The sequence below is a fragment of the Rhodanobacter umsongensis genome, from assembly GCF_042654965.1.
GTDB lineage: Bacteria > Pseudomonadota > Gammaproteobacteria > Xanthomonadales > Rhodanobacteraceae > Rhodanobacter > Rhodanobacter umsongensis.
Genome location: NZ_JBHSMK010000004.1, coordinates 233054 through 252399, shown reverse-complemented (window position 1 = coordinate 252399; position 19346 = coordinate 233054). Strand labels below are relative to the sequence as shown.

General features: G+C 67.0%; 19 protein-coding genes. 8 read left to right on the top strand and 11 right to left on the bottom strand.

Annotated elements, in window-relative coordinates; translation table 11 throughout:
* Positions 1–96: 96 nt before the first annotated feature.
* Together ACFPME_RS08510 and ACFPME_RS08505 are read left to right on the top strand one after the other, a co-directional pair.
* Complete coding sequence (locus ACFPME_RS08510) at positions 97–1005, top strand: class I SAM-dependent methyltransferase (protein WP_377304137.1); 909 nt, start codon at positions 97–99, stop codon at positions 1003–1005.
* A gap of 37 nt (positions 1006–1042) precedes the next feature.
* A complete protein-coding gene (locus tag ACFPME_RS08505) occupies positions 1043–1576 on the top strand; it encodes an rRNA large subunit pseudouridine synthase E (protein ID WP_377304135.1) in 534 nt (177 codons plus the stop codon).
* A gap of 55 nt (positions 1577–1631) precedes the next feature.
* Here ACFPME_RS08505 and aceA read toward each other — a convergent pair whose 3' ends face one another.
* Complete coding sequence (gene aceA / locus ACFPME_RS08500; RefSeq protein ID WP_377304133.1) at positions 1632–2927, bottom strand: isocitrate lyase; 1296 nt, start codon at positions 2925–2927, stop codon at positions 1632–1634.
* A gap of 109 nt (positions 2928–3036) precedes the next feature.
* On the bottom strand, positions 3037–4650 hold the full coding sequence (gene aceB, locus ACFPME_RS08495; RefSeq protein ID WP_377304131.1) for a malate synthase A: 1614 nt from the start codon (positions 4648–4650) through the stop codon (positions 3037–3039).
* Between the two features lie 120 nt (positions 4651–4770).
* On the opposite strand from aceB, the gene ACFPME_RS08490 reads away from it, so the two are divergent.
* Positions 4771–5799 carry a LysR family transcriptional regulator gene (locus ACFPME_RS08490; RefSeq protein WP_377304128.1) on the top strand — a complete coding sequence of 343 codons (1029 nt, stop codon included), beginning with the start codon at positions 4771–4773 and terminating at the stop codon, positions 5797–5799.
* Between the two features lie 347 nt (positions 5800–6146).
* On the opposite strand, the gene ACFPME_RS08485 is transcribed toward ACFPME_RS08490, so the two are convergent.
* The 7 genes from ACFPME_RS08485 to ACFPME_RS08455 are packed head-to-tail and all read right to left on the bottom strand — an operon-like array spanning position 6147 to position 10983.
* Positions 6147–6743 (bottom strand): 1-acyl-sn-glycerol-3-phosphate acyltransferase, encoded by a 597-nt coding sequence (locus ACFPME_RS08485; protein ID WP_377304126.1) that lies wholly within the window; start codon positions 6741–6743, stop codon positions 6147–6149.
* Entirely contained in the window at positions 6740–7162 is a 423-nt protein-coding gene (gene arfB / locus ACFPME_RS08480; RefSeq protein ID WP_377304124.1) for an alternative ribosome rescue aminoacyl-tRNA hydrolase ArfB, read from the bottom strand. The genes ACFPME_RS08485 and arfB overlap by 4 nt, the downstream gene beginning before the upstream one ends.
* Positions 7156–7896: a pseudouridine synthase gene (locus ACFPME_RS08475; protein ID WP_377304120.1), complete on the bottom strand. Its 741-nt coding sequence runs from the start codon at positions 7894–7896 to the stop codon at positions 7156–7158. The genes arfB and ACFPME_RS08475 overlap by 7 nt, the downstream gene beginning before the upstream one ends.
* 49 nt (positions 7897–7945) lie before the next feature.
* Positions 7946–9592: a ubiquinone biosynthesis regulatory protein kinase UbiB gene (gene ubiB, locus ACFPME_RS08470; RefSeq protein ID WP_377304118.1), complete on the bottom strand. Its 1647-nt coding sequence runs from the start codon at positions 9590–9592 to the stop codon at positions 7946–7948.
* On the bottom strand, positions 9589–10239 hold the full coding sequence (locus ACFPME_RS08465) for a ubiquinone biosynthesis accessory factor UbiJ (RefSeq protein ID WP_377304116.1): 651 nt from the start codon (positions 10237–10239) through the stop codon (positions 9589–9591). The genes ubiB and ACFPME_RS08465 overlap by 4 nt, the downstream gene beginning before the upstream one ends.
* A gap of 27 nt (positions 10240–10266) precedes the next feature.
* On the bottom strand, positions 10267–10737 hold the full coding sequence (trmL, locus tag ACFPME_RS08460) for a tRNA (uridine(34)/cytosine(34)/5-carboxymethylaminomethyluridine(34)-2'-O)-methyltransferase TrmL (RefSeq protein WP_377304114.1): 471 nt from the start codon (positions 10735–10737) through the stop codon (positions 10267–10269).
* Between the two features lie 42 nt (positions 10738–10779).
* On the bottom strand, positions 10780–10983 hold the full coding sequence (locus tag ACFPME_RS08455; RefSeq protein ID WP_377304112.1) for a hypothetical protein: 204 nt from the start codon (positions 10981–10983) through the stop codon (positions 10780–10782).
* A 270-nt stretch (positions 10984–11253) separates the two neighbouring features.
* Here ACFPME_RS08455 and ACFPME_RS08450 point away from each other — a divergent pair, with 270 nt between their 5' ends.
* From ACFPME_RS08450 to pssA, 3 genes are all read left to right on the top strand, one after another.
* Positions 11254–14136 carry a M16 family metallopeptidase gene (locus ACFPME_RS08450; protein ID WP_377304109.1) on the top strand — a complete coding sequence of 961 codons (2883 nt, stop codon included), beginning with the start codon at positions 11254–11256 and terminating at the stop codon, positions 14134–14136.
* Between the two features lie 117 nt (positions 14137–14253).
* Entirely contained in the window at positions 14254–14655 is a 402-nt protein-coding gene (locus ACFPME_RS08445) for a DUF4156 domain-containing protein (RefSeq protein WP_377304107.1), read from the top strand.
* Positions 14656–14821: 166 nt separating this feature from the next.
* Entirely contained in the window at positions 14822–16222 is a 1401-nt protein-coding gene (gene pssA, locus ACFPME_RS08440) for a CDP-diacylglycerol--serine O-phosphatidyltransferase (protein WP_377304105.1), read from the top strand.
* A gap of 55 nt (positions 16223–16277) precedes the next feature.
* Here the strand turns inward: pssA and ACFPME_RS08435 are convergent, their stop codons facing one another.
* Positions 16278–16895, bottom strand: coding sequence for a GNAT family N-acetyltransferase (locus ACFPME_RS08435; protein ID WP_377304103.1), 618 nt, complete (start codon positions 16893–16895; stop codon positions 16278–16280).
* A 23-nt stretch (positions 16896–16918) separates the two neighbouring features.
* On the bottom strand, positions 16919–17074 hold the full coding sequence (locus ACFPME_RS08430; RefSeq protein WP_377304101.1) for a DUF465 domain-containing protein: 156 nt from the start codon (positions 17072–17074) through the stop codon (positions 16919–16921).
* A 159-nt stretch (positions 17075–17233) separates the two neighbouring features.
* On the opposite strand from ACFPME_RS08430, the gene ttcA reads away from it, so the two are divergent.
* Positions 17234–18097, top strand: a complete 864-nt coding sequence (gene ttcA / locus ACFPME_RS08425; protein WP_377304098.1) for a tRNA 2-thiocytidine(32) synthetase TtcA — start codon at positions 17234–17236, stop codon at positions 18095–18097.
* Positions 18098–18131: 34 nt separating this feature from the next.
* Complete coding sequence (locus tag ACFPME_RS08420) at positions 18132–19334, top strand: amino acid aminotransferase (protein WP_377304096.1); 1203 nt, start codon at positions 18132–18134, stop codon at positions 19332–19334.
* Positions 19335–19346: the final 12 nt, after the last annotated feature.

Here is a 19346-nt window from a genome sequence, read left to right as displayed (position 1 = left end):
CGGGCATCCACCGGATCTGCACATTGTCTTCACCATATTGCGTCGGTCTGGACGGCCGGGGTGCCGAGGGGAGTCTCGATGAATCGCGGAATGAACATGGCAAAGATCGGAACGATGCGACTGACTGTGGCGTTGCTGCTGGCGGCGGCGCCGGCCTTTGCCGGCGTGCAGGCGGCGCCTGCCGCATCGACCGAACCTGACCAGCCGGCCGACATGCTGGTGCCGCCGACCAGCGCCAGCGACTTCACTGCCACGCAACTGGATAGCGTGCTGGCCGGCAGCTGGCGCTCGGAATCCAACCGTGCCCGCGATGTCTACCGCCACCCCAAGGCCACCTTGCAGTTCTTCGGCGTGCGGCCGGATCAGACCCTGATCGAGATCACTCCCGGTGGCGGCTGGTACAGCGAGATCCTTGCGCCGCTGCTGCACGACAACGGTCACTACATTGCCGCCGTGGCCGCATCGGCGCGCGACGGCGAAGACCGCCGCGACGACAGCGCGCTGCACGGGAAATTCGCCGCCGACCCGGCGCGGTACGGCAAGGCCCGCATTGTCGCCTTCGATCCCAAGGCGCCGGTATTCGGCCCGCCCGCATCGGCGGACCGGGTACTGACGTTCCGCAACGTGCACAACTGGGTGATGGCGGACACCGCGCCGGCGATGTTCAAGGCCTTCTTTGCCGTGCTGCGGCCCGGAGGCGTACTGGGCGTGGTCGATCACCGGGCCGATGACGGCGCCTCGCTGGACAGCGTGAAGCAGAGCGGCTACCTGCCGACGCGCTATGTGGTGAAGCTGGCCACCGATGCGGGCTTCATCCTGGATGAGAGCAGCGAGATCAACGCCAACCCGAAGGACACCAAGGACTATCCGAAGGGCGTCTGGACGCTGCCGCCCACGTTCACCCTCGGTGAGCACGATCGCGCGAAATACCAGGCGATTGGCGAGTCCGACCGGATGACCTTGCGTTTCGTCAAGCCCGCTGCGGCGAGCGAAGCGTCGCATTGAGCCGTCGCCCGGTGCCGGCGCTTTCAGTGATGCCGCGATGCTGATTGCGCTGAACAAGCCGTATGGCGTGCTGTGCCAGTTCACCGACCCGGAAGGACGCCCCACGCTGGCGGCGTACGTCCGCCAACCGGACGTCTATGCGGCTGGACGGCTGGACCACGACAGCGAGGGCTTGCTGCTGCTGACCGACGACGGGGCGCTGGCGCACCAGCTGACCGACCCCCGCCACAAGCAGGCCAAGACCTACCTGGTGCAGGTCGATGGCCGGATCGACGAGGCGGCATTGCTGGCACTGCGCCGCGGCGTGTCGTTGAACGACGGCCCGACCCTGCCGGCCGAGGCGATGCCCGTTGATGAGCCGGCCTGGCTATGGGCGCGCGATCCGCCGGTCCGTTTTCGCAAGAACATCCCCACCAGCTGGCTCAGCCTGAGCCTGCGGGAGGGCCGCAATCGGCAGGTGCGGCGGATGACTGCCGCAGTCGGCTTCCCGACCTTGCGGCTGATCCGCGTACGCATCGGCGAGTATGCGCTGGACGGCCTGGCGCCCGGCGAAACCCGCCAGCTCCTGTAGCGCCCCGGCGGGCGATGCCCAAGGTTCCATCGAGCATCGCCGATCACGCGCGAGCCTAGGCCGCCGAGGCTTGCCTGAACTGCGCCTCCTCGGTCGAGCCCTTCAGCGCGGTGGTCGACGACTGACCCTGCTGGATCGCCTGGGTGACGGCATCGAAGTAGCCGGTGCCGACTTCGCGCTGATGCTTCACCGCGGTGAAGCCATGCTCGGCGGCGGCGAACTCCTTTTCCTGCAACTCCACGAACGCCGTCATCTGGCGGCGGGCGTAGCCGTGGGCGAGGTCGAACATGCCGTAGTTGAGGCTGTGGAAGCCGGCCAGCGTGATGAACTGGAACTTGTAGCCCATCGCGCCCAGTTCCTTCTGGAAGTTGGCGATGGTGCAGTCGTCCAGGTTCTTCTTCCAGTTGAAGCTGGGCGAGCAGTTGTAGGCCAGCATCTTGCAGGGGAACTTCGCGTGGATCGCCTCGGCGAACTTGCGTGCGTCGTCGAGATTCGGCTTGCTGGTTTCGCACCAGATCAGATCGGCATATGGCGCATAGGCGAGGCCCCGGCTGATCGCCTGGTCCAGGCCCGGACGCACCCGGTAGAAGCCCTCGACGGTGCGTTCGCCGGTGACGAACGGCTGATCGTTGCCGTCGATGTCCGAGGTCAGCAGGTCGGCGGCGTCCGCGTCGGTGCGCGCCACCAGCAGGGTCGGCACGCCGGCGACGTCGGCGGCCAGGCGCGCGGCGTTCAATTTGTCGACCGCCTCGCGGGTCGGCACCAGCACCTTGCCGCCCATGTGGCCGCACTTCTTCACTGCGGCCAGCTGGTCCTCGAAGTGCACGCCGGCGGCGCCGGCTTCGATCATCGCCTTCATCAGCTCGAACGCGTTCAGCACGCCACCGAAGCCGGCCTCGGCATCGGCCACGATCGGCACCAGCCAGTCGCAGTCGTCCTTGCCTTCGGCGTGGTGCAACTGATCGGCGCGCAGCAAGGTGTTGTTGATCCGCTTGACCACCAGCGGCACCGAGTTGGCCGGGTACAGCGACTGGTCGGGATACATCTCGCCGGCCACGTTCGCATCGGCGGCAACCTGCCAGCCGGAGAGGTAGATCGCCTGCAGGCCGGCCTTGACCTGCTGCATCGCCTGGTTGCCGGTGAGAGCACCGAGCGCATTGACGAAGTCCTCCTTGTGCAGCGACTTCCACAGCCGCTCGGCGCCGCGGCGGGCCAGCGAATGCTCCACCGCGACGGTGCCGCGCAGTCGCACCACGTCCTCGGCCGAGTAGTTGCGCTGGACGCCGGCCCAGCGGGGGTTGTTGTTCCAGTCCAGGGCGATCTGTTCGGCGGTAGGCAGGGTGGTCTTCATGGCGTGGCTCCGTGGTTCGGCGTCGTTGTCAGGAGTGCGTCGGGTGGGCACGCTGTGGAACTGATCTGCGAAAAGCATCGCGCACCCGGCGCGTCCTGCATGAGGTTGGTCAAGCGAGTCGTTCGTAGGCGGGCAAGGTGAGGAAGTCGCCCAGTTGATCGGCGTGGGTCATCGCCATGAGCAGGGCGGCAGCTTCGTCGGCGCGGGCCGCGCCGGGGTGCTGGCTGCCGCGCAGGCGATGGGTATGCGCGGCAACCGCGTGGTCGAACAGGGCAAAGTCGATCGGCGCGTGGTCGGGGAACTCCAGCTCGCCAGCGCCCGGTGCCTCGGCGTGATGCAACCACTGCCACAACTGGGCACGGGCTATCTCGGCGGTGGCGGCGTCCTCCATCAGATGGTGGATGGGCACGCAGCCGAGACCGTCAAGCCAGGCGGCGGTGTAGCGCAGGCAGACCTCGACGTTGTTGTCGAAGCCGGCGCGGCTGATGGTGCCGTTGGGCGCGGCAAGCAGCTGCTCGCGGGTGACGGCCACGTCCTTGCGCAGCACGCCGAGCTGGTTCGGTGTCGGCATGTGCCGGTCGAAGATCTCCTGCGCCACCGGCACCAGTGCCGGGTGCGCCACCCAGGTGCCATCGTGACCGGCCTGCACCTCGCGCAGCTTGTCGGCGCGCACCTTGGCCAATGCGGCTTCGTTCGCGGCCGCGTCGCCCTTGATCGGGATTTGCGCCGCCATGCCGCCCATCGCGAACGCGCCGCGACGATGGCAGGTCTGGATCAACAACTCGGAGTAGGCCTTCAGGAAGGGCGCGGTCATCTGCACCTGGCCCCGTTCCGGCAGCAGCCGATCGCGATGACCACGCAGGGTTTTCAGATACGAGAAGATGTAATCCCAGCGACCGCAATTGAGGCCGACTGCGCGATCACGCAGCGCGTGCAGTATCTCGTGCATCTGGAACGCCGCCGGCAGCGTCTCGATCAGCACCGTGGCTTTCATGGTGGCTGTCGGCAGTTGCAGTTCTTCCTCGGCCGCGGCCATCACCTCGTTCCACAGCGCGGCTTCTTCCATCGCTTCGAGCTTGGGCAGGTAGAAGTACGGGCCGCGGTCGCGGCTGTGCAGCGCGCGGGCGTTGTGAAACACGAACAGGCCAAAGTCGACCAACGCGCCGGCCATCGGCTCGCCATCCACGCAGAAGAACTTGTCATGCAGATGCCAGCCGCGCGGGCGGACCACCAGCACCGCCGGTTTATCGTTGACCCGATAGCGCTTGCCCTCGGGCGAGCGGAATTCGATGCTGCCGTTCACCGCATCGCGCAGGTTGACCTGGCCATCGAGCTGGTTGGCGAAGGTCGGTGCCGAGGAATCCTCGAAGTCGGCCATGAACACCTTCGCGCCGGAGTTCAGCGCGTTGATGATCATCTTGCGCTCGACCGGGCCGGTGATCTCGACGCGGCGGTCCTGCAGTGCGGCGGGAATCGGCGCCACCGTCCATTCCGATTCGCGGATGGCCAGCGTGTCGGCGCGAAAGTCGGGCAGCCCCCCGGCGTCGTACCCCGCCTGGCGCTCCCGCCGAGCCCGCAGCAGCCGCAGCCGGCTGGCATCGAACCGCCGGTGCAACCGGGCCAGGAAACCCAGCGCGGCGGGCGTGAGGATGGCCTCGTAGCCGGCTTGGTCGGCATGCACATCGACGGCGTCGATGCCGACTCGTTCCTGCGGTACAGCCATGGGCTCGCTCCGTGGGGTGGAGACTCGAAGCTACGCCAGGCAAATCATGTTTGACAAAGTGAATGTTTCAATCGTTATCATGAGCAAACTACATAACATCTACAACAATTTGAATTTGGAATGAAAAAAACCGACGTTTCGTCAAGGAAAGCCGGAAAGTCGCGCCTCGGCGGCGTCGGCACGCGCGCCGCCGCCGAAGCCGGCGGCCGCTTCTACTACAAGGGCAACCGCCACAAGCAGCTGCGCGCATTCGTCAGCGTGGTGAAGCTGGGCACGCTGACCCGCGCTGCGGAAGCCCTGTTCGTGTCGCAGCCGACGATCAGCCTGCAACTGCAGGCGCTGGAGCGGGAACTCGGGGTGATCCTGCTGGAGCGCCGCCGACGGCGCATCAACCTCACCGATGCCGGCGAGGCGCTGTACGAACTGGCGCGGCCGCTGATCGAAGGCTGGGACACGCTCGATCGCGACTTCCAGGCGCGGGCGAAAGGCCTGCAGGCCGGACGCCTGACCATTGCGGCGGGCACCTCGACCATCCAGTACCTCCTGCCGGAGCTGGTTCGGCGCTACCGCGAACGGTTTCCGGCCGTGCGGCTGCAACTGGCCAATGTCACCGGCAAGGATGGCATGGCCCTGCTGCGCGCCGACGAGGCCGACTTTGCCGTCGGCTCGATGCTGGACGTGCCGCATGACATCGCCTGGGAGCCGGTGCGCCACTACGACCCGATGCTGATCATGCCGCCCGATCATCCGCTGGCGGCGAAGGACAAGATCACGCTGGAGGATATTTCACCGTACGGCCTGATCCTGCCGCCGCAGCGGCTGTCCACCTACCGACTGGTCGACCTGGTATTTCAGCAGAGCCAGGTGCCTTACCACGTGGCGATCGAGGTGGGTGGCTGGGACGTGATCAAGGAATACGTCGCGATGGGCATGGGCATCTCGATCGTCACCGGCATCTGCATCGCCGAGACCGACTACAGCCGTCTGGCCGTCCGCAACATGAAGCAGTACTTCCCGCAGCGCAGCTACGGCGTGGTGATGCGCAAAGGCAAGTTTCTCAGCGCCGAGGCGCGTGCGTTCATCGACCTGATCCGGCCGGGGCTGCTGACGCATCGTGAGCACGATGATCCGGGGCATTCGCAGCGTTGAGGTGGTCAGGGCGGTCGGCGTCCACTGTCAGCCGCTAATCGATGACCGTCGCAGGATGCGATGCGTGCCGACATCGCCCCAGATCGAAAGCCGGTATAAACCGTGCTCGTTGCTGGCCGCCGGTGGCGCGGCTTGGATGACTCACCGCAGCATGCAGCAGATGGCCCAGGCCCAGTTCGGCCAGGGCCTCGTGCAGGCGATGCAGCGCGGCACCATTGTCCGTTGCGGCGATTCTCTGTGCGCGAAGGTGGGCAGGAAGCCTGGGCGTTACGGCAAGGACGGCGAGTACCTGTTGCTGCAAGAGTCAAGGCGTCGTCTCACAAGACCCAAAACGGCGCGCCACTTGCTCAGACGTCGCGGTGCTTGCCTCTGAATGGAAGGTAGAACGCGCGCAACCGCGCGAGGTCGGCGCCCATGTCGGTGCTGGTGTCGAACAGCGGACCGAGCTGGATGGTCTTGTCGGGGTAGTGGAACGCAACCGGAAAAATGGGCGCGCCGGCATCGTGGGCGATGTGCCAAAAGCCGCTTCTCCAGCGTTCCACGGGCTTGCGCGTGCCTTCCGGCGCGATGCCCAGCCAAAGCCTTTCGCGCTGATGGAACTGATCGATCATCTGCTCGACGACGCCCTTGGCCGCACCGCGATCGATCGCCATGCCGCCAAGTCGCCGCAGCAGTCCCCCCAGCGGCCAGCGGAACAGCTCCTGCTTGGCCATGAAGTGCACGTCGGCCCCGATCGCCACCTTGATCAGCAAGCCCCACACGCCGTCCCACCAGGACGAATGCGGTGCGGCGATCAACACCAGCCGCGGCACATCCGGAAACTCCCCGGTCAGGCTCCAACCACCAAGCCGAAGTACGCCACGGCAGGCACGGCGTTGCCAGCCGTCGGGCAATTTCGGCATCTGCGGTGGCAGTTGGGCGGGCGTCAGCAGGTGTCCCTTCATTCGAGATCCGGTTTGCGAGAGCGGTTCTGCTTGACCTTGCCGCGCTGCTGCTTGCCGACCAGCCGACGTTCCTTCGACGCTCTAGTGGGTTTGGTGGCGACGCGTTTCTTCGGAGGCACCAGCACGCCGCGGATGATCTCGACCAGTCGCTCGCGCACGTCGTCGCGGTTGCGCACCTGATCGCGGAAGCGGCGACCCTGGATGACCAGCACGCCTTCGGCGGTGAGCCGGCGATCGCGTCGTGCCAGCAGGCGCGCGCGGACTTCCTCCGGCAGCGACGGCGAGTGGACCACGTCGAAGCGCAGCTCCACCGCGCTTTGGGTGCGGTTCACATGCTGGCCGCCGGGTCCGTCCGCGCGCAGGAAGCGCTCGACCAGTTCGGACTCGGGCAGGCTGATGCCGGGGCTGACGATCAACATGGCGGCAGTCTAACCGGCACGCCATCGTCGAACGGCGGTCGGGGCCAGCCGAAGCGATCGAGCAGGGCCGTGTATGCCTGGTCGAGCGGCGCCTCGACCAGCATTGGCGCACCGCTCAGCGGATGGGCGAAGCGCAACCGCCAGGCGTGCAGCAGCATGCGATGGCAACCGAAGTACTGCTTGTACAGCCGGTTGTGATCGCCGCGACCGTGCTGGCAGTCGCCAACGACGGGGTGATGGATATGCGCCAGATGCTTGCGGATCTGGCGAAAGCGGCCGCTTTCCGGTTCGGCTTGCAGCAAGGCATAACGCTGCTGCGGATACCGGCCGAGCGCGATCGGAACCTCGACCGTTGCCAGACGCTGGTAATGCGTGCGCGCCTCGCGCCGCGGACCGGTCCCGCGCGAGCCGGGCAGCGCATAATCGATCAGGTTCTGTCCCTGTTCCGGCCAGCCGCGCACCACGACGAGGTATTGCTTGCGCACCGATCGCCCCATGAACTGCTCGCCCAGCGAGGCAGCAACCTCTTTGCCGCGAGCGACCAGCAGCACGCCACTGGTGGCGCGGTCGAGCCGATGCGCCAGATACACGTTGTCGCCCACCTGCTCGCGCAACAGGTCGACAAGGAACTCCTCGGCGTTGCCCACCATCTTCGAACGGTGCACGGCGAGTCCGGCGGGTTTGTTCACCGCGAGCAGCGCGTCGTCCTGATAGAGAATCTCGATCGGTGTCATGGCGGTGCCGTGAATCCCTCCACCCTTCGGCGGGGAGCGGAGCCGGGGATCAACGACGTGGCCAGCCGGACACGAACGCGAGCAGACCGGCGATGCCGATGACGGCTGGCGGCCAGATGCCGTGCTGCGGTGCCAGTGCCCCGAGCAGCGCGGCGCCGATCAGCAAGGCGCCGCCCAGCAACCCGCAGGCGAGCAACCGGTGTTGGCGTCCAGCGTTCTCCTGCAGCAGCTTGAGCATCTGCGGATCGCTCACGCTGCGCCGTTCGCCCCGCGCGACCTGGCGCAGCGCGTCACGCACCAGCTCGGGGAACTGCGGCGCGTTGTGCAGCCATTCGGGCAGGCGCTTGCGCATGTCGTGCAAGGTGCGCCGCGGACTGTAGCGTTCGCGCAGGATGCGCTTGAGCACCGGGTGCGCCACCGCCCAGATGTCGATGCCCGGGTCGAGCATGCGGCCGACGCCTTCGATGTTGAGCAGGGTTTTCTGCAGCAGGATCAGCTGCGGCTGCAAGGTCAGCTCGAAGCGGCGCGCGGTCTGGAACAGCTTCACCACCAGCTCGGCCAGCGAGATCTGCGACAGCGGGCGGGTGAAGTAGGGCTCGCACACGGTGCGCACCGCGGCTTCCAGTTCGTCCAGCCGCACGTCGGCGGGCATCCAGCCGGCGGCTACATGCAGTTGTGCGATGCGCGCGTAATCGCGCTCGAACAGCGCGATGAAGTTCTGCGCCAGCCAGTACTGGTCAGCTTCGGGCAGCGAACCCATGATGCCGAAGTCCAGCGCGATGAAACGCGGCTCGCCCGTGCGCGTCGGGTCGACCCAGATGTTGCCCGGGTGTGCATCGGCGTGGAAGAAGTTGTCGCGGAATACCTGCTCGTAGAACACCCGCACGCCCTTGGCGGCCAGCGCCTTGCGATCGAGCCCGGCGGCGTCGATGGCGGCGATGTCGTCGCTGCTGATGCCGTGGACGCGCTCCAGCGTCAGCACGCGCGCGCTGGTCAACTCCCAGTGCACGGCCGGCACGTAGAGATCCACGCCACTGTCGAAATTGCGCTTGAGCAGGCTGGCGCTGGCGCCTTCGCGCTGCAGGTCCAGCTCGTTCTCCAGCATCTTCTCGACTTCGGCCACGACATCCAGCGGCCGGATCTTGTCGGCATTCGGATGCCAGCGCTGGGCCAGTTCGCCGAGCGAGCGAAGCAGTTTCACGTCGCGGGAAATCTGTGCATCGATGCCGGGGCGCAACACTTTCACCACCACCTCGCGGCCGTCGTGCAGGGTGGCGGCATGCACCTGGGCGATCGAGGCGGAGGCCAGAGGCACTTCATCGAATTGGGCGTATAGACGGCCAATCGGCAACTTCAGCTCGCGTTCGACGATCGCACGCGCCTCGCTGCCCGGAAACGGCGCGACCTGGTCCTGCAGCAGGGCCAGCTCATCGGCAATGTCGATCGGCACCAGGTCGCGCCGGGTCGACAGCACCTGGCCGGCCTTGACGAAGATCGGGCCCAGCTCGGTCAGTGCGTGGCGCAGCCGTTCGCCGCCGGACAACCCGCGGATGTCGATGCGTGGACGCGCCACCAGCGGCCGCAGCAGCTTCAGCGGGCGGTACAGGTGGGTGGCGTCGATCAGCTCGTCGAGACGATAGGCCAGCAGCACCGAGGCGACCCGCAGCAGGCGCGGCACCACTTTCAGCGGCGTCACGCGGCGCTGCCCTGAATGCGCTGGGCCAGCCGCTGCACGCGCGCCTGCAGGCGTTCGCTGCGTTCGCGCAGATGATCCACGCCGTCGAGGAAGCCCTCGACTTCGCCCGGCGCCATGGCCACGCGGGCCTCGTCGCGCAGCCAGTCGGCGGTATCGTCGGTGAGGTGACCGGCAGTTTCGCGCGCATGCAGGAGGGCCTTGCGCACGACCTTCGCCAGCGGAACCCCGAGTACGTCGCCGAAGCTGCGCGCGAAGGCTTCTTCGAAATCCGGGGCGAACTTGCCGGCCAGCTTCTCAAGCCGCCGTGCCAGCTCGGCATCGCCGGCGATCTCCACCTTGCCCGGCGCGATGCCGTCGTCGTCGCGGCGGAACATCATGGCCAGCAGGCTGCCGGGTGTCGCGGCGACCTTCAGCTGGCTGTCGTCCTGCGGCGGCCCGACCTTCAGGCGCGTGCCGTCGACGCTGATGGCCAGTGCGATCTCCGGCCCGCGCAGATGCAGCTGCACGCTGCGACCGTCCAGCGCGGCGAGCCGCTGCTGCGTATCGGGATCCAGCGACAGCGTGTGGTTCAGTGCGCTTTCCAGCGCGCGCCCGGCGAGCTTGCGCAGCGGTTGCGGCATCCAGGCGTTGGGAGTGGCGGCATTCATCCGCCGATTGTAGCTGCGCCGACCGGGCTACGGGTCCGCTGCGCCGCCGAAACCGAACTGGCGCCAGGCCTCGTAGACGGCCACGGCGACGGTATTCGACAGGTTCAGGCTGCGACTGTCCGGGCGCATCGGCAAGCGCAGACGTTGCTCGGCGGGAATCGCGTCCAGCACGTCGCCGGGCAAGCCGGCGGTTTCACAGCCGAACAGCAGGGCATCGCCATCGGCAAAACGTGCATCGACGTGGGCAACCCGGCCGCGCGTGGTGAAGGCGAACACGCGTGGCGTGCCGATCGTTTCGAGGCAGCGGGCGAGGTCGTCATGCACCGCGACGCTGGCGTGTTCATGGTAGTCCAGTCCGGCGCGGCGCAGCCGGGCATCGTCCAGTTCGAAGCCGAGTGGCCGGATCAGGTGCAGCGCGGCGCCGGTGTTCGCGCACAGGCGAATCACGTTGCCGGTGTTCGGCGGGATCTCGGGACGGAACAGGATGACATGCAGCATCCGCCGATTATCGCGTGATCGGGCTGTCCGGCGCGATCACGCTCAGCTGCGCGGCTGCGGGCACACCACGCCATCAGGCGGCAGCGCGCAGGTGCTCGGCGAGGACAGCAGGATCGCGCTGACGGTGGGGTTGGCGGCGAGCTGCGCCGAGGCGGGGGTGGTGGTCAGCATGGCGCCGAAGATCAATCCACAAACGGCCATGCAGGCGATGAACAGGCCGCGCAACATCAATGTCTCGAATTTCATGATCATGTCTCCGTAAAAAAAGTGCCCTGTGCTGCAGATACAGCAAGCCCTGTGCCAAACGGTTGCGCGTCGGCAAGGCCTTGATTTTCATGGCCTGGGGCGATGGCCGCCGCTGCACTTTCGCTGTCCGCGGACACCCGGCCGCACGCTGCCGGACAGCCGGACAGATCGCCGGCACGACCCGGCGCGGCGGTGCCGCCAGTCATTTGCGATGGCGTCCCCGCACCCGCTAGCCTGCGGGTTCTCATTCGTGAAACAGGAGGTTCACCCGTGGCAAAGAAACCGCTAGCCCTGCTCATCGCCGGCCTGCTCACCCTGGCCGGAGGCATGCCGCTGGCGCCGGCTGCAGCCGAGACGTTGGTCGCGGCCGCGGCCCCGGCCACACAGCAGATCCCCGTCCTCGCCTACAGCCGGTTCATGCTGCCGAACGGCCTTACCGTGGTGGTGCACGAGGATCACAAGGCGCCGGTGGTGGCGGTGAGCGTGTGGTACCACGTCGGCTCGTCGTATGAGCCGGAGGGCAAGACCGGTTTCGCGCACCTGTTCGAGCACCTGATGTTCCAGGGCTCGGAGAATCACAAGGACGAGTTCTTCAAGCCGTTCGAGCTGGCCGGCGCCACCGACCAGAACGGCACCACCTGGCTGGACCGCACCAACTATTTCGAAACCGTGCCGACCAGCGCGCTGGACATGGCGCTGTGGATGGAATCGGACCGCATGGGCCACCTGCTCGGCGCGATCGGGCAACCGCAGCTGGACGAACAGCGCGGCGTGGTGCAGAACGAGAAGCGCCAGGGCGAGAACCAGCCCTATGGCCGCGCCAGCGAGCTGATCCAGGCCGAGGCCTTTCCGACCAACCACCCGTACCACCACGACACCATCGGCTCGATGGCCGATTTGAATGCCGCCTCGCTGGCTGACGTCAAGCAGTGGTTCCGCGACTACTACGGTGCGGCGAACACGGTGGTGGTGCTGTCCGGCGACATCACGCCGGCGGTGGCGAAGGAAAAGATGCTGAAGTACTTCGGCGACATCGCCGCCGGACCGCGCGTGCCGCGGCCGCAGCCGTGGGTGGCGCCGCGCGATGCCGCCAGCCGCGGCTCGATGACCGACAACGTGGCGCAGAGGCGCATCTATCGCGAGTGGAACGCCCCCGGCCGCGGCACCACCGATGAAAACCTGCTCGAGCTGGCCGCGGCCGTGCTGGGCGGCAGCAAGACCTCGCGGCTGTACCAGCGGCTGGTCTATCGGGACAAGCTGGCTGACGACGTGTCGGTCGGCGTGGAACAACACGTGCTGGCAAGCCTGTTCCAGTTGCAGGTCGACGTGAAGAAAGGTGTCGATCCGGCCAGGGTCGATGCAGCGGTTGCCGATGAATGGCGGCGCTTCCTGAAGGACGGGCCGAGTGCGGATGAGCTGGCACGGGTGAAGACGCAGACCCGCGCGTCGTTCGTGCGCGGGCTGGAAAACGTCAGCACCCAGGCCTCGATCCTGGCCGAAGGGCAGCTCTACCGGAACGATCCGGGCGCCTATCTGGAAGACTTCAACGAGTTCATGGCGGCCACGCCGGCTGCTGTTCGCGCCGTGGCCGGCAAGTGGATCGCCAAGGGCGACTACACGCTGACCGTGGTGCCGGGCAAGGTCGACGCCACCGATGCCGCCACCGCCGCTGGCCGCGCCGCGGCGCCCGGCGCGCCGGCCGCGGTGCTGTCGGCCCAGGGCGACTACGCCACGGTCAAGAGCGACGTCGACCGCAGCAAGGGCCTGCCGGCCATCAGCAGCTTTCCGGATCTCAGTTTCCCCGCCCTGCAGCGCGGCCATCTCGCCAATGGCGTGGAAGTGATCCTGGCCGAACGCCATACGGTCCCGGCGGTGCAATTGCAGCTGCTGTTCGACGCCGGCTACGCGGCGGACCAGGGCCGCAAGCTGGGCACGTCGAGCTTCAGCATGGCGATGCTCGACGAGGGCAGCAAGGCGCTGGACTCGGTCGAGATCGCCAGGCGCAAGCAGCGTCTCGGTGCGCTGATTGCCGCCGGCTGCGGGCTGGACTACTGCAACGCCTCGCTGAATGCGCTGGACGACCAGCTGAAGCCATCGCTGGACTTGTTCGCCGACATCGTGCGCCACCCGGCGTTCCGCGAAGCCGACATCAGCCGGCTGCGGGGCCAGTGGCTGGCCGGCATAGCGCAGGAAAAGAGCCAGCCGACCGGCATCGCGCTGCGCACCTTGCCGCCGCTGCTGTACGGCAAGGGCCATGCCTACGCGATCCCGTTCACCGGCACGGGCACCGAAGCGTCGATCTCGTCGTTGACCGCCGCCGACATGCGCGCCTTCATGGGAGACTTCATCCGCCCGGACAACCTGAAGATCCTGGTTGCCGGCGACACCACGCTGGACAAGATCATCCCCCAGTTGAACGCGGCCTTCGGTGACTGGAAGGCGCCGGCCCGCAAGCTCCCGCAGAAAAACATCGGCAAGGTCGCGCCGCCGCAACAGGTGCGCGTGTACCTGGTCGACCGGCCCGGTGCGCAGCAGAGCCTGATCCTCGCCGGCAGCCTGGCACCCTCGACCGAGGCGCCGAACGACCTGGAGATCCAGACCATGAACGGTGCCTTCGGCGGCACCTTCACCTCGCGTCTCAACATGAACCTGCGCGAGGACAAGCATTGGGCGTACGGTGCCTTCAGCTTCCTGCGGCCAGCGCTGGGGCAGCGGCCATTCATGCTGTACGCGCCGGTGCAGACCGACAAGACCGCCGCCTCCGTGGCGGAGATGCTGAGGGAAGCGAAGGGCGTGATCGGCGACCAACCGCTGATCGATCCAGAAATCAGCAAGATCAAGGTCGGCGACGTGCGCAGCATGCCCGGCGCCTACCAGACCACCTCGGCCGTGATGGGCGCGCTGCAGGGCATCGTGCAGTACCACCGCCCGGACGATTACGTGCAGACGTTGAAGTCGCGCATCGAAGCGCAGAGCGATGCATCGGTGGAGGCGGCGGCCAGGGAGATCATCCATCCCGACCAGCTGACCTGGGTCATCGTCGGCGACCTGAAGACCATCGAAGCGCCGGTTCGCGCGCTGAAGCTCGGCGACGTGCAAGTGCTCGATGCCGATGGCCAGCCAGCCGCTGCAACCGCCCGTACGCCGAAGTGAAGCCGCGCGCAGCGGCGGGCGACCCCGCCGCTGCGCGTTCCGGATCCGTTGGGGACGCCGCCGTGTCCGCGCGTTAGGATGAAGGCATTCCTTCAAGCCACCGCCGCGGAGTCGCCCATGCGCAAGATCCTTTCACTGCTCATCCCCGTTCTGCTGCTGAGTGCCTGCAGCTGGGGCATCACCATGGACGATGCCGCCAAGAATGTGCGCACGGTCTGGAGCGGCGACGTTTCCAGTTGCCGCGATCTGGGCAAGGTCACCGTGTCGGTGATGGATCACGTGGGCCCGGTCGACCGCAATGCCATCACCGTGCGCGACGAACTGGAAGTGCTGGCCCGCAACGAGGCGGCCAAGATGCACGCCGACACCATCAAGCCGCTGGCCGAACCCGTCGACGGCTCCCAGCCCTGGGGCGCTTATCAGTGCGGTCGCCAGATCGCGCCCGCGCCTTCCTCGAACAACCGACCGGCCAACTCGCCGGGCGCCCCCGGCAACGCGCAGACCTTTCCGGTGCGATGAAACCAGCGCTTTCGCCTTTCCCGGAGCGCTCTTCGGAGCGCTCTTTTCGTTCCGCCCGCGACGCCGTGCCTGCCGGGCCATCGGCTCGGCGGCTGATCCCACGCCATAGCGGTAGGCGCATCCGCGCGGGTTTGCGATGATGGGCGCTGCACCCTTCGATGTCGCCATGAACACACTGATCACCGCTCCCGCCCGCCTCGCGCGGCGCATGCTGCCCTTCCGCCGCCAGCCAAAGACGTCCCCGGCGCTGGAGGCGTTGCCGTTTTTCGCGGTGCCCGCCCATGCGATCGAGGTGTTGCGCGATTCGGCCGCGTTCCGCGGCGAACTGCTGCGGCTGATCGCCCAGGCCAGCCAACGTATCGTGATCGTCACGTTGTACCTGCAGGACGACGACGGCGGTCGCGAGGTGCTCAACGCGCTGTATGCGGCGAAGGCGCGTCGGCCATCGCTGCAGATATCGGTGTTCGTGGATTGGCATCGTGCGCGGCGCGGGCTGATCGGCAAGCAGAAGAGTGAAGGCAATGCAGGCATGTACCGCGACTACGCTGCGCGGCTCGGCCCGGGCGTGGACATCTACGGCGTGCCGGTGCAGAACCGCGAATTGTTAGGGGTGCTGCACCTGAAAGGCTTCGTGATCGACGACGCCGTGCTGTACAGCGGCGCCAGCCTCAACGACGTCTATCTGATGCGCCACGGCCGCTACCGGCTCGACCGCTATCACGTGCTGCACCATCGCGGGCTGGCCGATGCCATGGCGGACTTCGTGCAGCGCCATTTCGTGGACAGCGACGCGGTGCGCCGCTTGAACGTGGCCGACGTGCCGGCTACGCGCACGCTGCAGCCGGCGATACGCGAGCTCCGCCAGGATCTGCAACGCGCCCGCTACGACGTTCCGGACGCGACGCTGGGGCCCACTGACGTGGCGGTGACGCCATTGCTGGGGTTCGGCGGCAGCGACAACGCGCTCAACGACGTACTGCTGGCGCTGCTGCGCGCCACGCGTGGACGGTTGATCCTGCTGACGCCGTATTTCAATCTGCCCCGGCCGGTGCGCGCGGTGCTGGGCCTGCTGTTGCGCCGCGGCTGCCTGATCGACCTCATGGTCGGCGACAAGACCGCCAACGATTTCTATATTCCGCCGGGGCAGCCGTTCAAGACGATCGGCCTGCTGCCCTACCTGTACGAGAACAACCTGAGGCGCTTCGCACGCGCGCACCACGCGCATATTACCAGCGGCCAGTTGAACATCCACCTGTGGCGCGACGGGGACAACAGCTATCACCTGAAGGGCCTGTTCATCGATGACGACGTGGCGGTGCTGACCGGCAACAACCTCAACCCGCGCGCGTGGACGCTGGATCTGGAAAACGGGCTGGTGCTGCGCGACCCCGAGCGGTTGCTGCAGGCGAAGCATCAAGCCGAGTGGGCGGCGTTGCGGGAGCACGCCACGCGACTACCGGACTACCGCGCGCTGGAGAGCCCGCGAAATTACCCGGCCGAGGTGCGCAAACTGCTGCGGCGGTTGAACCGTACGCGGCTCGACAGGCTGGTCAACCGCCTGCTTTAGGGGCGCACCCGGTGTGCGAGTGCCGTTGGCCTGGCCGGCGCACCAGAGCATTCGCTCATCCGTTGCGCTCCTGCCGATTCGTGGCCAGGCGGCTGAGCCGCATGTCCAGCCAGTTCGCCACGTTTGTCCATTCCTCGGCGAGGATGCTGAAACAGACGGTGTTGCGCAGGCTGCCGTCGGTGCGGCGCTTGTGGGCGCGCAGCACGCCTTCGCGCTGCGCGCCAAGGCGCTCGATCGCGCGTTGCGAATTCTCGTTCCGCTCATCGGTGTGGAACGCCACCGCCACGCATTGCAAGGTCTCGAAAGCGTGCTCCAGCAGCAGGCGCTTGCACGCCGTATTGAGATGAGTTTGCTGCCAGCGTCTGGCATACCAGGTGTAGCCGATGGCCAGGCGAGGCAGCGTGGCGTCGATCTCGTAATAGCGGGTGCTGCCGACGATCTCGCCGCTGCCGGCCTCTTTCACGGCGAACGGCAGCATGATTCCCGCAGCCTGGCCCTGCAGCGCCTGTTCGATATAGCTGCGGGCGCGGCCCGGCGGAGGCACGCTGGTGACCGCGAGGTTCCACAGTTCGCCGTCGGCGGCGGCCGCTTCCAGTGCCGGTGCGTGGTCCAGGCTCAGGGGTTCCAGCACGACGTAGTCGTCCTGCAGGCGGATCGGAGTGATCGGGTTCATCGAGCGTCCGCGGTGGCGTGGAATCAGGCGTCGAGGTCGGGGATCAGCTTGCTCTCGAGCCGCGCGATATTGTCCTTCAGCAGCAGCTTGCGTTTCTTCAGCCGCGTCAGCTGCAGCTCGTCGCGGCCGATCACGCTGGTCAGCTGCATGATCACCGTATCCAGATCACGATGCTCCATCCGCAGCTCGGCCAGAAGATGGACGATTTCGGCGTGATCCTGAACCTGCATGGCGATAGCGGCAGCTTGGGGCGGTTCTTCTAGTCTAACGCCGTTTGCCGGTTCGAAGCCGGGCGGCGGGCCGCTACAATGACGGTCCTTCTGCCCGATCGGTCGTCCATGTCCGTCCAGCCCGAACCTGTCCACACGCCGGCCGCCGAGGCCGACAGACTGGCCCGCCGCCTGCGCAGGCAGGTCGGCCAGGCGATCGGCGATTTCGGCATGATCGAAGACGGCGACAAGGTGATGGTGTGCCTGTCCGGCGGCAAGGATTCCTACGCCTTGCTGGACTTGCTGCTGCAGCTGCAGGCGAGGGCGCCGGTGCGGTTCGGCCTGATCGCGGTGAACCTGGACCAGAAGCAGCCGGGGTTCCCCGCGCACGTGCTGCCCGACTATCTGGCGGCGCGCGGCGTGCCGTTCCACATCATCGAACAGGACACCTACAGCACGGTGACCCGGGTGATTCCTGCCGGCAAGACGATGTGCAGCCTGTGCTCGCGGCTGCGTCGCGGTGCGCTTTACACCTGGGCCGCCGCCAACGGGATCACCAAGATCGCGCTGGGCCATCATCGCGACGACATTCTCGCCACGTTCTTCCTCAACATGTTCTACCAGGCGCAGTTGAAGGCGATGCCGCCCAAGCTGCGTTCGGACGATGGACGCCACGTGGTGATCCGGCCGCTGGCGTATTGCCGCGAAAGCGACCTCGCCGCCCACGCGCTCAATGAACATTTCCCGATCATCCCGTGCAACCTGTGCGGCTCGCAGGACCATCTGCAGCGCAAGGCGGTGCGGCGCATGCTGGCCGAATGGGAACAGCAGCAGCCCGGGCGCAGCGAGAACATCTTCCGCGCGCTCGGCCATGTGTCACCCTCGCAGCTGGCCGATCGCCAGTTGTTCGATTTCACGCTGGGCGCGCAGCCCGTTGCGTCGCCTGCCTGGCTGGCCGACGCAACGGATGAGACCGCGGCCAGGCAAGCTTGAACATTTCGTCCCCACCCTCTGTCGAGTAACCGCCGTGTCCTTCTTTGCATCCGTTGAAATGGCCCCGGGCGATCCGATCCTGGGCCTCACCGAGACCTATCTGGCCGACTCGCGCCCGGGCAAGATCAACCTGGGCGTGGGCATCTATGTCGACGAGCAGGGCCGCATCCCGTTGTTGCCGACCGTGCACGAGGTGGAGCAGGCACTGGTGGCGGCGGGCAGGCCACGCGGTTACCTGCCGATCGACGGTCTGCCGGCCTACAACCAGCTCACCCAGCAATTGCTGTTCGGCGCCGAATCGCCGCTGCTGGCGGAAGGACGCGTGGCCACCGCACAGACCATCGGCGGCAGCGCCGCATTGCGCGTGGCGGCCGACCTGCTCAAGCAGGTGGCCGGTACCGGCGCGAGGATCGCGATCAGCAACCCCAGCTGGGGCAATCACCACGCGGTGTTCCGCACCGCCGGTTTCGAACTGCTGCAGTACCGCTATTACGATCCGGCCAGCCACGGCCTGGACTTCGCCGGCATGCTGGAGGATCTGGGGAAACTGGAGCCCGGCACCGTGGTATTGCTGCACGCGTGCTGCCACAACCCCACCGGCGTCGACCTGGATGCGGCGCAATGGCAGCAGGTGATCGCGCTGTTGCAGGAGCGCCGGCTGCTGCCGTTCATCGACATGGCCTATCAGGGTTTCGACCAGGGCATCGAGCCAGACGCCACCGCGGTGCGCCTGCTGGCCGCCTCGGGCAGCGAGGCATTCGTGGTCGCCAATTCGTACTCCAAGTCGTTCTCGCTTTACGGCGAGCGGGTTGGCGCACTGTCGATGATCGGTGCCGACCGTGGCGAGGCAACACGGTTGCTGTCGAAGATCAAGCAGACCATTCGCGCCAACTATTCCAGCCCGTCCGCGCACGGCGCCTCCCTGGTCGCCGGCGTGCTCGGCAGCACCGAGCTGCGCGCGCGCTGGGAACAGGAGCTGGGCGAGATGCGCGCGCGCATCCACGCGATGCGCGCGGGCTTTGTCGACAAGCTCGCCGCGCTCGGAGCGCCGGATTTCAGCTTCATCAACAAGCAGGCCGGCATGTTCTCCTACTCGGGCCTGAGCGAGGCGCAAGTGCGCCGGCTGCGCGACGAGTACGCGATCTACGCGCTCGACAGCGGCCGCATCTGCGTAGCCGCACTCAACCGCGGCAATCTTGACGCCGTGGCCGCCGCGGTGGCGGCCGTCAGCGGCTGATCGCGGCAGGCC

Excerpts from the sequence above, each read along its gene's own strand:
- ACFPME_RS08505 (WP_377304135.1), top strand. The coding sequence starts at position 1,043 with ATGCTGATTGCGCTGAACAAGCCGTATGGCGTGCTGTGCCAGTTCACC.
- ACFPME_RS08455 (WP_377304112.1), bottom strand. The coding sequence starts at position 10,983 with ATGAAATTCGAGACATTGATGTTGCGCGGCCTGTTCATCGCCTGCATG.
- ACFPME_RS08435 (WP_377304103.1), bottom strand. The coding sequence starts at position 16,895 with ATGAACCCGATCACTCCGATCCGCCTGCAGGACGACTACGTCGTGCTG.
- ACFPME_RS08510 (WP_377304137.1), top strand. The coding sequence starts at position 97 with ATGGCAAAGATCGGAACGATGCGACTGACTGTGGCGTTGCTGCTGGCG.
- aceA (WP_377304133.1), bottom strand. The coding sequence starts at position 2,927 with ATGAAGACCACCCTGCCTACCGCCGAACAGATCGCCCTGGACTGGAAC.
- ACFPME_RS08430 (WP_377304101.1), bottom strand. The coding sequence starts at position 17,074 with ATGGAGCATCGTGATCTGGATACGGTGATCATGCAGCTGACCAGCGTG.
- ACFPME_RS08465 (WP_377304116.1), bottom strand. The coding sequence starts at position 10,239 with ATGAATGCCGCCACTCCCAACGCCTGGATGCCGCAACCGCTGCGCAAG.
- aceB (WP_377304131.1), bottom strand. The coding sequence starts at position 4,650 with ATGGCTGTACCGCAGGAACGAGTCGGCATCGACGCCGTCGATGTGCAT.
- ACFPME_RS08475 (WP_377304120.1), bottom strand. The coding sequence starts at position 7,896 with ATGACACCGATCGAGATTCTCTATCAGGACGACGCGCTGCTCGCGGTG.
- ACFPME_RS08490 (WP_377304128.1), top strand. The coding sequence starts at position 4,771 with ATGAAAAAAACCGACGTTTCGTCAAGGAAAGCCGGAAAGTCGCGCCTC.
- ACFPME_RS08485 (WP_377304126.1), bottom strand. The coding sequence starts at position 6,743 with ATGAAGGGACACCTGCTGACGCCCGCCCAACTGCCACCGCAGATGCCG.
- ttcA (WP_377304098.1), top strand. The coding sequence starts at position 17,234 with ATGTCCGTCCAGCCCGAACCTGTCCACACGCCGGCCGCCGAGGCCGAC.
- ACFPME_RS08445 (WP_377304107.1), top strand. The coding sequence starts at position 14,254 with ATGCGCAAGATCCTTTCACTGCTCATCCCCGTTCTGCTGCTGAGTGCC.
- trmL (WP_377304114.1), bottom strand. The coding sequence starts at position 10,737 with ATGCTGCATGTCATCCTGTTCCGTCCCGAGATCCCGCCGAACACCGGC.
- pssA (WP_377304105.1), top strand. The coding sequence starts at position 14,822 with ATGAACACACTGATCACCGCTCCCGCCCGCCTCGCGCGGCGCATGCTG.
- arfB (WP_377304124.1), bottom strand. The coding sequence starts at position 7,162 with ATGTTGATCGTCAGCCCCGGCATCAGCCTGCCCGAGTCCGAACTGGTC.